The sequence below is a fragment of the Saccharomonospora sp. NPDC046836 genome (assembly GCF_040645195.1).
Classification (GTDB): Bacteria; Actinomycetota; Actinomycetes; order Mycobacteriales; family Pseudonocardiaceae; genus Prauserella_A.
Genome location: NZ_JBEYXW010000004.1, coordinates 56,633 through 68,802, shown reverse-complemented (window position 1 = coordinate 68,802; position 12,170 = coordinate 56,633). Strand labels below are relative to the sequence as shown.

Sequence of the window (12,170 nt, the reverse complement as noted above, 5' to 3'; positions counted from 1 at the left end):
GCGTGCTCGTCTACATCCTGGGGGTCGCGCTCTTCGCGCTCGGCATCTGCGTGTCCGTCGCGCTGCACGAGGCGGGGCACATGTTCACCGCTAAGGCCTTCGGCATGAAGGTGCGACGCTACTTCGTCGGGTTCGGACCGACGATCTTCTCGTTCCGTCGAGGAGAGACCGAATACGGGCTGAAGGCGATCCCGCTGGGCGGCTTCTGCGACATCGCCGGCATGACGGCACTCGACGAGGTCACCCCCGACGAGGCGCCACGGGCGATGTACCGCTTCAAGACCTGGAAGCGCACCGTGGTGCTCGCGGCCGGGTCGTTCACCCACTTCGTGCTCGGTTTCATCGTGCTGTACCTGATGGCCGTCACGATGGGGCTGCCGAACCTGACCAACAAGCCTGTCGTGTCCGAGGTGACGGACTGCGTGCGCAGTGCCACGACCGCCGAGCAGGCCAACAACCCCGTGTGCCGGCCGGGTGATCTGGCGCCGGCGAAGAATGCGGGACTACAGGCCGGCGACGAGATCGTGGCCGTGGATGGCAGGTCCACCACGACATGGAGTGACCTGCTCACCGCCGTACAGGCTGCCTCGGGGCCCACGGAGTTGCGGGTGCTTCGCGATGGCGAGACGGTCACGCTGAACGTCGACGTGCCGCGAGTCACCCGGCCGACCAGCAATGGCGGCACGGAAGAGGTCGGCGCCATCGGCGTGGCCAGGTCGGGCATGCTGGAGTACGGACCGGTCGCCGCTCTCGCCGGTTCGGCCACCTTCACCGGCGACATACTGGTGCAGACCTGGCAGCGGCTGCTGGAGTTCCCGGAGCGGATCCCGGCTGTGGTCGAGGCGATCTTCGGCGGCGAACGCGACCCGAACACGCCGGTCAGCGTGGTGGGCGCGAGCCGCATCGGTGGCGAGGCCGTGGAGCAGGGCCTGTGGGAGGTGTTCTTCTTCCTGCTCGCGAGCCTGAACTTCTTCGTCGGCATCTTCAACCTGCTGCCGCTGTTGCCGCTCGACGGCGGGCACATCGCGGTCACCTGGTACGAGCGGGTCCGCGACTGGTTGCGCAAGCTGCGCGGCAAGATGCCGGCGGGGCCGGTCGACTACACGAAGCTGAACGCCGTGACGGCTGTCATCGTCGTCATCGGTGGTGCCGTCGTGTTGCTGACCGTGACCGCCGACATCGTCAACCCGATCCGGCTCGTGCCATGACACTCAGAGCACACGGATGCCGACCACCGCGTCGACGTCCGCAGCGGTGGCCTTTGCAACGAAAGCGAACTCATCGGGCAACTCCCGCCGGCTGAGCCAGGACTTGCTCTGCCGTATCGTGGAAACGGACGCGCTCGCAGACCACATGCAGAGGATTCGATGACCGTCGACCTGGGTTTGCCCACCCCACCGCCCGTGCTCGCCGAACGCCGCAGGACACGCCAGCTGCAGGTGGGGTCGGTGGGTGTCGGCAGCGACCACCCGATTTCCGTCCAGTCGATGACGACGACCGTCACGGCCGATGTGAACGCGACCCTGCAGCAGATCGCGGAGCTCACCGCCGCCGGGTGCGACATCGTGCGAGTGGCCTGCCCGAGCGCCGACGATGCCGAGGCGCTGCCTGCGATCGCGGCGAAGTCGAAGATCCCGGTGATCGCCGACATCCACTTTCAGCCGAAGTACGTGTTCGCCGCGATCGAAGCCGGCTGCGCCGCAGTGCGGGTGAACCCCGGCAACATCAAGAAGTTCGACGACAAGGTCAAGGAGATCGCGCAGGCCGCGAAGGACCACGGCACGCCCATCCGCATCGGGGTGAACGCGGGCTCGCTGGACCCGCGGCTGATGAAGAAGTACGGCAAGGCCACCCCCGAGGCGCTGGCGGAGTCCGCGCTGTGGGAGGCCTCGCTGTTCGCCGAGCACGACTTCCACGACATCAAGATCTCGGTCAAGCACAACGACCCGGTGGTCATGGTGCGGGCGTACGAGATCCTCGCCGAGCAGTGCGACTACCCGCTGCACCTCGGTGTCACCGAGGCGGGCCCTGCGTTCCAGGGCACCATCAAATCCGCGGTGGCCTTCGGTGCACTGCTGCGGCAGGGCATCGGCGACACGATCCGGGTGTCGCTGTCCGCCCCGCCGGTGGAAGAGGTCAAGGTCGGCGACCAGATCCTGCAGTCGCTGAACCTGCGACCCCGCAAGCTGGAGATCGTGTCCTGCCCGTCGTGCGGCCGGGCGCAGGTGGATGTCTACAAGCTCGCCGACGAGGTCACCGCGGGCCTGGAGGGCATGGAGGTCCCGCTGCGCGTGGCCGTGATGGGCTGCGTGGTGAACGGGCCGGGGGAGGCGCGCGAGGCCGATCTCGGCGTCGCGTCGGGCAACGGCAAGGGGCAGATCTTCGTGAAGGGTGAGGTGATCAAGACGGTGCCCGAGCACCAGATCGTCGAGACCCTGATCGAGGAGGCCATGCGCATTGCCGAGGAGTCGGGCGAGGCAGGCGGGGCGCCGGTCGTCACCGTGAGCTAGACCGTGGAGGGCTGCGCTGGTGAGTGCGGACGAGTGGGTTGCCCGAGTGCCGCACCCGGCGCTACGGCCGCTGGTCACGCGCTACGTCGGCTATGTCCAGCACAGCACCACGCCGAGCCTGCACCGTGGACTGCCCAGCGGCCACCTGACGTTCATCGTGAGCCTGCGGGAACCGATCCGCCTTGTCGGGATGCCGGCGCCGGGGCAGTCGCCTGGGGCCTTCCCCGGTCTCGTCGCCGGTATGCACCTCGCGCCGGCGCTGATCGCGCAGGACCCGGTCCAGGCGGGCGTGAGTCTGGAACTGAGCCCGCTCGGTGCCCGGGCACTGCTCGGGGTGTCCCCGGCAGAGCTGGCCGGCCAGGTCGTGCACCTCGCCGAGCTGGGCTCACCCGAACTCACGCTACTGCCGGAGCGGCTCGCTGAGGCGCCGGACTGGCCGCGCCGGTTCGCGATCCTCGACCAGGTAATGCGTGCGCAGCTGACGCAGGCGCCGGAACCTGCCCCGGAGGTCCGGTGGGCCTGGCACCGGGTGCTCCAGTCCGGCGGCACGGTCCCGGTGGCGTCGCTGGCGCGTGAGGTGGGCTGGAGCAGGCGGCACTTCGGGGAGCGTTTCGCTCGCGAACTCGGTCTCGCACCGAAACAAGCGGCGCGGGTGGTGCGGTTCGAGCGGACAGGCCGGCTGCTGCGCCGCAGCGGGCCGGTTCGCCTCGCCGAGCTTGCGATCGCGTGCGGCTACTACGACCAGGCGCACCTCACCAACGAATGGCGGGCGCTCGCCGGATGTTCACCCGGCACCTGGATCGCTGAAGAGCTCCCATTTTTGCAAGGCAAGTTCGATACGGACGGCGCAGACTGAGCGGTATGAACAACCCAGGTGTGTGGCCGAGCTTGTTGTACCGCGACGCCGAAACGGCCCGGCGTTTCCTGACCGAGGTCTTCGGGTTCACCGAGGCGCTGGTCGTGCGCGGTGAGGATGACGTGACGATCGCCCACGCGGAGCTGATCTGGCCCGAGGGCGGCGGTGTGATGTTCGGTTCCCGCGACAAGGAGGGCAGCGTCCTACCGTTGCCCGCCGAGGGACCGCAGTGGTTGTACGTGGCCACCGACGATCCGGACGCGGTGTACAAGCGGGCGGTGGACGCCGGGGCGATGATCCACCACGAGCTGCGCGAGACCGACTACGGCTCGCGCGACGTCGCCGTCGGCGACCCGGAAGGCAACATCTGGACCTTCGGTACCTACCGGGGCGCGCACGCTTCGTGAATCCAGCCCCTGCTGAGCGCCGTCCGGGGGTTCTTTTTTCCGTTATAAGGCGGCATCTGGCAGGCTGGATCCCGTGTTGCGGCTTGCAGGTGCGCGGCTGCTCGACGACAAGGACTACCCGGCGGTCCGGGCCGCGCTCGCCGCGGACCCGGTGGGTAGCTGTATGGTCGCCGCGCGCGTAGAGGTGGCCGGGCTGGACCCATGGCGGCTCGGTGGTGAACTGTGGGGTGCCGACAGTCGCCCCGTGCGGACGAACGGGCTGCAGGGCCTGTGTTTCGCCGGGCCGAACCTGATTCCGTTGCGGGGTAACGCCGCCGCGTTGCGGTCGTTCGCCGACCGCGCGCTGCGCAGGCAACGCAACTGCTCCTCGCTCGTCGGCCCCGCCGAGGCGGTCCTCGGTCTGTGGGACGAATTGGTCTCCGAGTGGGGCCCGGCCAGGGAGATCCGGCACGACCAGCCGCTGATGGCGCTGGACCGGCTGCCTTCCGTACCGGTCGACGCCTCCGTGCGCCCGGTGCGCTCGGAGGAGCTCGAGCGGTACCTGCCCGCGGCGATCTCGATGTTCGTCGAGGAGGTCGGCGTCGATCCGTGCGCGGGCGACGGCGGCGCCAGCTACCGGGCGCGGGTTGCCGAGCTGATCGCGAACGGGCGTGCCTTCGCGCGCTTCGAGGACGGCGAGGTCGTCTTCAAGGCCGAGATCGGTGCGCTGTCGCAGACCGTCGGCCAGATCCAGGGTGTGTGGGTGCGCCCCGATCAGCGCGGGCGCGGCCTTGGCGCCGCGGGAACCGCCACGGTCGCCGCCCACCTGGTGCGTGGCATGGGGCGAATCGCGAGCCTGTACGTGAACTCCTTCAACACGCCCGCGCTGGCCGCCTACCGCAAGATCGGGTTCCGCCAGGTCGGCTGTTACGCGACTGTTCTGTTCTGAGCACCGCCGCTCGCGTTGTCAGTGCGGGCCTGCATACTGGGCAGCTGTGCGGGCAGGACGGCTTCGGATCGGTGCGGTGTCGGTCGCCGCGATGCTCATGGCAGGCGGTTGCGGCATCTTCGGCGGCGATTCCGGGCCGCAGGACGTCACGGAGGAGTTCCTCGGTGCCTTCGCATCCGGCGATACCCGTCGTGCCGCCGAGTTGACCGACTCACCGGACGCGGCCAGGGCCGTGCTGGACCAGGTCCGTGCCTCGCTGGAACCGGCGTCCATCGACACCGCGGTGCGTGCCGTGCAGGAAGGCCAGGGCGGCGAAGCCGCGACCGCCGAGTACCAGCTGGGCTGGAACCTCGGCGAGGACCGGCGCTGGGGCTACGACGCCCAGGCGCAGCTGCACACCGTCGACGGTGCCTGGAAGGTGCGCTGGGCACCTGCCGTGGTGCACCCTGAGCTCGGCGCGCAGCAGGGGTTGGCGGTGTGGACCGAGCAACCCGCCCCGGCACCTGTGCTCGACCGTGACGGCTCCCCGCTGTTGCAGGCCGATACCGTCGTCGGCGTCGTGCTCGACGCGCAAGCGGCAGGCGCTCAGCTGGACGCTGTCACCGACACGCTGGCTCGTGCTGTAGCGCCGCTGGAACCCAGCATCAGCGGCCGGTCGATCCGCGATGGCGTCAAGGGCACCGAGAAGGGGCAGGGTTATCTGGTCGCCAGCCTGCGCTCGGCCGACTACCAGACCGTGAAGCCGGTGATCTACGACCTGCCGGGTGTGCGGTTCACCAGCGAGGAGCGGCTCCTCAGCGTGGACCGGGGACTCGGCAGCCAGGTGCTGCCCGCCATCCGCACCACCGTCGCCGATCGGCTCGCCGGTCGCGCGGGATGGCGGGTGGTGACCACTGACTCCACCGGTGCCGAGATCGCCGAGTTGCATGCCGAGCTGCCGCGTCCGGCCGAGGCCGTCCGCAGCACGCTCAGCCTGAACACGCAGCGGGCCGCCGAGGACGCGCTCGGCGGCGTGCGTGAGCCGGCCGCGCTGGTGGCGCTGCAGGCCTCGACCGGCGAGCTGCTGGCCGTGGCACAGAACGAACCGGCCGACAAGCAGGGCGCCATCGCGCTCACCGGCCGCTTCCCGCCGGGTTCCACGTTCAAGATCGCCACTGCGGCGGCTGCGCTCTCGGCAGGCGAGGCCGGGGTGGACACACCCGTCGACTGCCCGCCGACAACGGTCATCGAGAACCGCCGCATTCCCAATGACGACGAGTTCGGCCTCGGCAGCGTTCCACTGCACACGGCGTTCGCGCGCTCGTGCAACACGACGTTCGCCCAGCTGGCCGCCGATCTGCCGCCCGATGCGCTCACCAAGGCGGCCCGCGACCTCGGGATCGGCGCCGACTTCGTGGTTCCCGGCATCACCACGATCACCGGCTCGGCGCCGCCTGCCGACACCGTGGTGCAGCGTGCGGAGAACGGTTTCGGCCAGGGCAAGACACTCGCCAGCCCATTCGGCATGGCGGTGGCCGCCGCGACGGTCGCGGCGGGCAAGACGCCGGTGCCGAGCCTGCTGCGGGGGATGCGGACCGAGGCCAGCCACCTCGGCGAGCCCCTCAACGCGGACGTGCTCGGCGCGCTGCGCACGATGATGCGCGAGGTCGTCACGGACGGCACCGCCAGCGCGCTCAGCGGGCTGCCTGGTGTGCACGGCAAAACCGGCACAGCACAGTTCGGGGACGGCACCCAGTCGCACGGCTGGTTCGCCGGGTACCAGGGCGATGTCGCGTTCGCGGTGCTGCTCGTGGGCGCGGGCACCTCCAAGCCGGCGGTCGACGTCGCGCAAGGTTTCCTCAGCAGCATCGGGTGAAGTGCTACCATGTAGCACATGGAAATCGGTGTACGCGAACTGCGTCAGCATGCGAGCGTCTACCTGCGCCGGGTGGCGGCGGGGGAGTCCTTCACCGTCACCGACCGCGGCACCCCGGTCGCGGAGCTTCGCCCGACGCAGGCCGCGGGTGGTGTCCAGAACCTGCTGTCTCTTGGTGAGTTGTTGCCCCCGGAGCGCCCGAGCGGGGTCTTGAGCGGCAGGTTGCCGGAGCCGCTGGACCTCGGCTTCGGTGGTTCCGACGAGCTGCGGAGGCTCCGCGACGAGGAACGCTGGTGATCTACTTCGACACCTCGGCGCTGGTCAAGCTCGTGATCAAGGAAACCGAGACGCCGGAGCTTGTCTCCTGGCTGGCGACGCACGCGACCGGGCCGAAGGTCAGTTCCATGCTCGCCAGGGTGGAGCTGCCCAGGGCGGTGCGCCGGGGCGGCGACGTCGCGTACCTGCGCGCGCAGCTGGTTCTCGGGGATCTCCTGCAGGTGCCGCTGACAGCCGGGGTTCTCGATGCGGCCGGTTCACTGCCGGGTTCGCTGCGCTCGCTCGATTCCATCCACCTGGCATCGGCCCTGCGGCTGCGCAGTGAGCTCGACTGCCTCGTGGCCTATGACCAGCGGCTGCTCGAAGCGGCCCAGCTCACCGGCCTCACCGTGGCCGCTCCTGGCGCCACGTAGGCTGGGGCGCATGCCCGTTCGTGCCCCGCTGCAGCCTGGTGCGCAGTCGCCACACCGTTCCGTCCCGAGCGCCATCGCGCGTCCCGAGTACGTCGGCAGGCCCACACCCCGGCGGGATACCGGAAACGGTGTCCGGACGCCTGAGGTCATCGAGGCGATGCGGGTCGCGAGCAAGATCGCGGCGCAGGCGCTCGAGGAGGGCGGCAAGGCCGTCAAGCCGGGCAACACCACTGACGACATCGACAACGTCGTACACGAGTTCCTGCTCGACCACGGCGCCTACCCGTCGACGCTGGGCTACCGCAACTTCCCCAAGTCGTGCTGCACCTCGCTCAACGAGGTCATCTGTCACGGCATCCCGGACTCGACGGTGATCGAGGACGGCGACATCTGCAACATCGACGTCACCGCCTTCATCGGCGGGGTGCACGGCGACACCAACGCCACCTTCCTCGCCGGTGACGTCTCCGAGGAGGCACGCCTGCTCGTCGAGCGCACCCGGGAGGCGACCGCGCGTGCCATCAAGGCCGTGCGTCCCGGCCGGCAGCTCAACGTCATCGGCCGGGTGATCGAGTCCTACGCGAAGCGCTTCGATTACGGCGTCGTGCGGGACTTCACCGGTCACGGTGTCGGGCCGGCCTTCCACACGGCGCCGACCGTGCTGCACTACGAGGAGCCCTCGGTCACCACCGTCATCGAGCAGGGCATGACGTTCACGATCGAGCCCATGATCACGCTCGGCACGATCGACTACGAAGTCTGGGCCGACGACTGGACGGTCACCACGAAGGACAAGAAGTGGACTGCCCAGTTCGAGCACACCATCGTCGTAACCGAAACCGGAGCCGAGATCCTCACCCTCGCCTGAGGTAGCGACACTCAACACAGCCGGGCTGTAGGTTGTAGCCCGCGCACACATGGTTGACGAGGCGGCCTGCTTCTACCGTCGGCTGCTATGACCAGCACCCCACTGCAGGGCAGGACCGCGCTCGTCACCGGCGGTGCGAGCGGGATCGGCCTGGCGTGTGTGCGCGCGTTGAGCGCCGCCGGGGCGAAGGTGCACCTCGTCGACATCGATCCGGCCGCCGCCGCGGTGGCGGCCGAGGACAGCGGCGCCGTCGCACATGTCGCCGACCTCACCGATCCGGCCGCCGTCGACGGGCTGCCCGCCGACGTCGACATCCTCGTCAACAACGCCGGTATCCAGCACGTCGCGCCGATCCAGGACTTCCCGCCCGAGCGCTTCGCTGCCATCCAGCAGCTCATGGTCACCACGCCGTTCCTGCTGATGCGGCGTTGCCTGCCCGCGATGTACGTGCGCGGCTGGGGCCGGGTGATCAACATCTCCAGCGTGCACGGCGTCCGCGCGAGCCCGCACAAGGCCGCCTACGTCGCCGCCAAGCACGGGCTGGAGGGGCTGAGCAAGGTCGCCGCACTGGAGGCCGCCGCGCACGGGGTGACCAGCAACTGCGTCGATCCCGGTTACGTGCGCACCGCGCTGGTCGAGGGACAGGTCGCCGACCAGGCCCGTGCCCGCGGTATCCCCGAGCACGCCGTCGTCGACGAGGTCTTCCTGGGCCGGACGGCGATCAAGCGGCTCATCGAACCCGCCGAGGTGGCCGCCGTCGTGCGGTGGCTGTGCAGCGACGAGGCCGGTTACCTGACCGGTGCCTCGATCCCGCTCGACGGCGGCTGGACTGCCAGCTGACCAAGTTTCCCATCGACACAACGAAGTGGTGATGCTCATGCCCGAGTCAACAGCCCAGCGTTCCTCGATCAAGCGCGTCGTCGGAGCCAGCATGATCGGCACGACCGTCGAGTGGTACGACTTCTTCCTCTACGGTTCGGCTGCGGCACTTGTGTTCAACACGCTGTTCTTCCCGGACGCCGACCCGCTCACCGGGACACTGCTCGCCTTCGGGACCTACGCGATCGGGTTCGTCGCCCGCCCGCTCGGTGGCCTCGTGTTCGGCCACTACGGCGACAAGCTCGGCCGCAAGAAGCTGCTCGTTCTCAGCTTGCTGCTGATGGGGTTCGCGACGTTCGCGATGGGCCTGCTGCCGACCTACGCCACGATCGGTGTCGCCGCACCATTGCTGCTCGTGTTCCTGCGGCTCGTGCAGGGCTTCGCCGTCGGCGGTGAGTGGGGCGGCGCGGTGCTCATCGTGTCCGAGCACGGCGACGAGCGGCGGCGTGGCTTCTGGGCGTCGTGGCCGCAGGCAGGTGTGCCCGCCGGCAACCTGCTGGCCACAGCGGTGCTCGCGATCCTGGCCTCCGTGCAGAGCGACGCGACCTTCGAGGCGTGGGGCTGGCGCGTCCCGTTCCTGCTGTCCGGCCTGCTCGTGCTGATCGGGCTGTGGATCCGGCTCTCGGTGGCCGAATCGCCGCTGTTCCTGGAGGCGGTCGAGAAGGCGAGTAAGAACCCCACCCCGGAGAAGGCACCCATCGTCACCGTGCTGCGCCACAACTGGCGGCAGGTGCTCATCGCGATGGGCGCGCGCTTCGCCGAGAACGCCTCCTACTACATCATCACGGCGTTCGTGCTGGTCTACATCACCAACCAGCTGGAACTGCCGAGGACCACCGGTCTCAACGCGGTTCTGATCGGTTCGGCCGTGCACTTCGTCACAATCCCGCTGTGGGGGCTGTTGTCCGACATCGTGGGTCGCCGGGCCGTCTACCTGTTCGGCGCAGCCTCGATGCTGGTGTGGAGCTTCGTGTTCTTCGCGCTGCTCGACACCTCGTCGTCACTGGCGATCACCGGTGCGGTGACGGTCGGGCTGGTGCTGCACGGCGCGATGTACGGCCCGCAGGCGGCGTTCTTCTCGGAGTTGTTCGACACCAAAGTGCGCTACTCCGGGGCGTCCATCGGCTACCAGCTCGCATCGATCCTGGCCGGTGGCCTCGCGCCGCTCATCGCGACCGCGCTTCTGGATGCCACCGGTGGCGGCCTGCTCATCTCGGTCTACGTCGCCGCCACCTGTGTGGTGACGCTCGTGGCGGTGTTCCTGTCCAGGGAGACACGTGGGACCTCGCTGCGCGACGCGGAGCGCACCACGTCGGTGACAGCATGACCCTGTGACCGACAGCGCACCCCGCCTGCTGGAGCTGCTGGCCGCGGGCGCGAGCAGTGACGAACTGGCTCGCGTACCCGCGGACAGCGCCACGCTGCGGCTGGCGATGAGCATCCGGCGCACACTCGACGCCCGCAGCCGCCGGGAGGCCGAGCTCGCGGCGCTCTTCGACACCGCGAGCGACCTGGCCCGGCTCCGCGATCTCGACGCCGTCCTGCGGTCCATCGTGCGCCGCGCGCGGATGCTGCTCCGTGTCGATGTGTCCTACCTCAGCCTCAATGACGCCGACGGCGGTACCTACATGCGGGTCACCGACGGGTCGGCGTCCGCGCTTTTCCAGCAGTTGCGGCTGGGGCTGGGGGAGGGGCTCGGGGGTCTGGTGGCGCAGACCGCCCGGCCGTATGCCACCGCCAACTACCCGGTCGACGACCGGTTCGAGCACACCGGACCGATCGACAGGGCGGTCACCGACGAGGGCCTCATCGCGATCCTCGGCGTGCCCCTGTCGCTCGGGGAACAGGTGATCGGCGTGCTGTACGCCTCCGATCGGCGGCGCCGGACGTTCTCGCCGGAGGAGGTGGCGTTGCTGTCGTCGTTCGCCGACCATGCGGCGATCGCGATCGACAATGCCCGCGCACTGGCCGAACTCGGTGACGCCAACGCGATGATCAAGGCCCACAACGAGGCGATGGCCAGGGCGCAGGAGGCGCACGACCGGCTCACGCAGCTGGTGCTGGGCGGTGCTGATGTGCCCGGGGTGGCAGCGGCGGTCGCGGCGGTGCTCGACGGCGGGATCGTCGTGCACGACGCCGACGGCGCCGAGCTCGGCAGGGCCGGCAGTGGACCGCAGCGCAGGCCGGCTGCCGCGCTGGCCGCCTCCCGCGCGGCGGGACGAGCCGTCGCCGACGGCGACTCCTGGGTGTGTGCCGTGTTAGCGGGCCCGGAGCTGCTGGGCAGCATCACGCTCACCGGGCGGCCGGATCTCGCCGATGCCGACCGGCGGCTCTTCGAACGAGCCAGCGTGGTCACCGCGCTGCTGTTGCTACTGCGTCGCTCGGCCGCCGAAGCGGAGGACCGGGTGCGGGGCGAACTGGTCGCCGACCTGCTCACCGCGCCGGGCCGGGACCCGGCGGCGCTGCTCAACCGTGGCCGCAGGCTCGGCGTGGACCTGGCCGCGCCGCATGCCGTGCTCGCCCTGCACGCCGAGGGGGTGTCCCGCACCCGGCTGGCGTCGGCCGCCGCGCGCCGTGGCGTACTCGCCGGCGTGTTCGCGGAGCAGGTGGTGCTGTTGGTGGCGACCGCGTCGCCGGGGGCGTCGGCCCGCACCGCCGCAGCCGAGCTGACCACACTGCTCGGCTGCCCGGTCACGGTGGGCGCTGCCGGGCCGGCGAGCGGGCCCGGCGAGATCGCCGCCGCGCACGCCGAGGCGGCCCGGTGCCTGCGCGCGTTGCTGGTGCTGGGCAGGGCGGGTCACGCGGCCGCCCCCGCGGACCTCGGCTTCGTGGGGCTCGTGCTCGGCGACACGGCGGACGTGCCCACGTTCGTACGCGCGACGCTCGGCCCGGTGCTGGACTACGACGCGGCCCGAGGTACCCAGCTACTGCGGACCCTGCGGGCGTACTTCGCGTGCGCAGGCAACCTCTCGCGTGCCAAGGACGAGCTGCACGTGCACGTCAACACGGTGGCGCAACGGCTGGAGCGGATCTCCTCGCTGCTCGGCGCGGACTGGCAGGCCCCTGAGCGTGCGCTCGAACTGCAGCTGGCACTGCGGCTGCACCAGCTGGCCGGATGACACGGGGTTCGCCGGCGGTACCGCGTTGGACGCTGGTCCAAACCCACGCGACCACGCCC

General features: G+C 70.0%; 13 protein-coding genes. 12 read left to right on the top strand and 1 reads right to left on the bottom strand.

What is annotated here, in order from left to right:
- The first annotated feature begins 2 nt into the window (after positions 1–2).
- On the top strand, positions 3–1,208 hold the full coding sequence (locus ABZ863_RS06995; protein WP_358531924.1) for a site-2 protease family protein: 1,206 nt from the start codon (positions 3–5) through the stop codon (positions 1,206–1,208).
- A 3-nt stretch (positions 1,209–1,211) separates the two neighbouring features.
- Here the strand turns inward: ABZ863_RS06995 and ABZ863_RS06990 are convergent, their stop codons facing one another.
- Positions 1,212–1,355, bottom strand: a complete 144-nt coding sequence (locus ABZ863_RS06990; protein WP_358531922.1) for a hypothetical protein — start codon at positions 1,353–1,355, stop codon at positions 1,212–1,214.
- A 12-nt stretch (positions 1,356–1,367) separates the two neighbouring features.
- Between ABZ863_RS06990 and ispG the strand changes: the two genes are divergently transcribed.
- The 11 genes from ispG (at position 1,368) to ABZ863_RS06935 (ending at position 12,111) form a co-directional block, all read left to right on the top strand.
- Positions 1,368–2,510 (top strand): flavodoxin-dependent (E)-4-hydroxy-3-methylbut-2-enyl-diphosphate synthase, encoded by a 1,143-nt coding sequence (gene ispG / locus ABZ863_RS06985; RefSeq protein WP_358531921.1) that lies wholly within the window; start codon positions 1,368–1,370, stop codon positions 2,508–2,510.
- 19 nt (positions 2,511–2,529) lie between these two features.
- Positions 2,530–3,366 (top strand): helix-turn-helix domain-containing protein, encoded by an 837-nt coding sequence (locus ABZ863_RS06980; protein WP_358531919.1) that lies wholly within the window; start codon positions 2,530–2,532, stop codon positions 3,364–3,366.
- A 5-nt stretch (positions 3,367–3,371) separates the two neighbouring features.
- Entirely contained in the window at positions 3,372–3,773 is a 402-nt protein-coding gene (locus ABZ863_RS06975) for a VOC family protein (protein WP_358531917.1), read from the top strand.
- 73 nt (positions 3,774–3,846) lie between these two features.
- Entirely contained in the window at positions 3,847–4,701 is an 855-nt protein-coding gene (locus ABZ863_RS06970; protein WP_358531916.1) for a GNAT family N-acetyltransferase, read from the top strand.
- 46 nt (positions 4,702–4,747) lie between these two features.
- Positions 4,748–6,556, top strand: coding sequence for a penicillin-binding transpeptidase domain-containing protein (locus ABZ863_RS06965; protein ID WP_358531914.1), 1,809 nt, complete (start codon positions 4,748–4,750; stop codon positions 6,554–6,556).
- An 18-nt stretch (positions 6,557–6,574) separates the two neighbouring features.
- Positions 6,575–6,853, top strand: a complete 279-nt coding sequence (locus ABZ863_RS06960; RefSeq protein WP_358531912.1) for a type II toxin-antitoxin system prevent-host-death family antitoxin — start codon at positions 6,575–6,577, stop codon at positions 6,851–6,853.
- Complete coding sequence (locus tag ABZ863_RS06955; protein ID WP_358531911.1) at positions 6,850–7,245, top strand: type II toxin-antitoxin system VapC family toxin; 396 nt, start codon at positions 6,850–6,852, stop codon at positions 7,243–7,245. Before ABZ863_RS06960 ends, ABZ863_RS06955 begins: the two co-directional genes overlap by 4 nt.
- A 10-nt stretch (positions 7,246–7,255) precedes the next feature.
- Entirely contained in the window at positions 7,256–8,113 is an 858-nt protein-coding gene (gene map, locus ABZ863_RS06950) for a type I methionyl aminopeptidase (RefSeq protein ID WP_358531910.1), read from the top strand.
- Between the two features lie 87 nt (positions 8,114–8,200).
- The gene (locus ABZ863_RS06945; protein ID WP_358531908.1) at positions 8,201–8,953 is read left to right on the top strand and encodes a 3-hydroxybutyrate dehydrogenase; all 753 of its coding nucleotides are present in this window, start codon (positions 8,201–8,203) and stop codon (positions 8,951–8,953) included.
- 37 nt (positions 8,954–8,990) lie between these two features.
- Entirely contained in the window at positions 8,991–10,319 is a 1,329-nt protein-coding gene (locus ABZ863_RS06940; protein ID WP_358531906.1) for an MFS transporter, read from the top strand.
- A 4-nt stretch (positions 10,320–10,323) separates the two neighbouring features.
- Positions 10,324–12,111 (top strand): helix-turn-helix domain-containing protein, encoded by a 1,788-nt coding sequence (locus tag ABZ863_RS06935; protein ID WP_358531904.1) that lies wholly within the window; start codon positions 10,324–10,326, stop codon positions 12,109–12,111.
- The last annotated feature ends 59 nt before the right edge of the window (positions 12,112–12,170 follow it).

What these genes read in the sequence shown, in the direction of transcription:
- ABZ863_RS06990 (WP_358531922.1), bottom strand. Translation starts at nt 1,355, where the DNA reads ATGTGGTCTGCGAGCGCGTCCGTTTCCACGATACGGCAGAGCAAGTCC.
- ABZ863_RS06940 (WP_358531906.1), top strand. Translation starts at nt 8,991, where the DNA reads ATGCCCGAGTCAACAGCCCAGCGTTCCTCGATCAAGCGCGTCGTCGGA.
- map (WP_358531910.1), top strand. Translation starts at nt 7,256, where the DNA reads ATGCCCGTTCGTGCCCCGCTGCAGCCTGGTGCGCAGTCGCCACACCGT.
- ABZ863_RS06945 (WP_358531908.1), top strand. Translation starts at nt 8,201, where the DNA reads ATGACCAGCACCCCACTGCAGGGCAGGACCGCGCTCGTCACCGGCGGT.
- ABZ863_RS06975 (WP_358531917.1), top strand. Translation starts at nt 3,372, where the DNA reads ATGAACAACCCAGGTGTGTGGCCGAGCTTGTTGTACCGCGACGCCGAA.
- ispG (WP_358531921.1), top strand. Translation starts at nt 1,368, where the DNA reads ATGACCGTCGACCTGGGTTTGCCCACCCCACCGCCCGTGCTCGCCGAA.
- ABZ863_RS06960 (WP_358531912.1), top strand. Translation starts at nt 6,575, where the DNA reads ATGGAAATCGGTGTACGCGAACTGCGTCAGCATGCGAGCGTCTACCTG.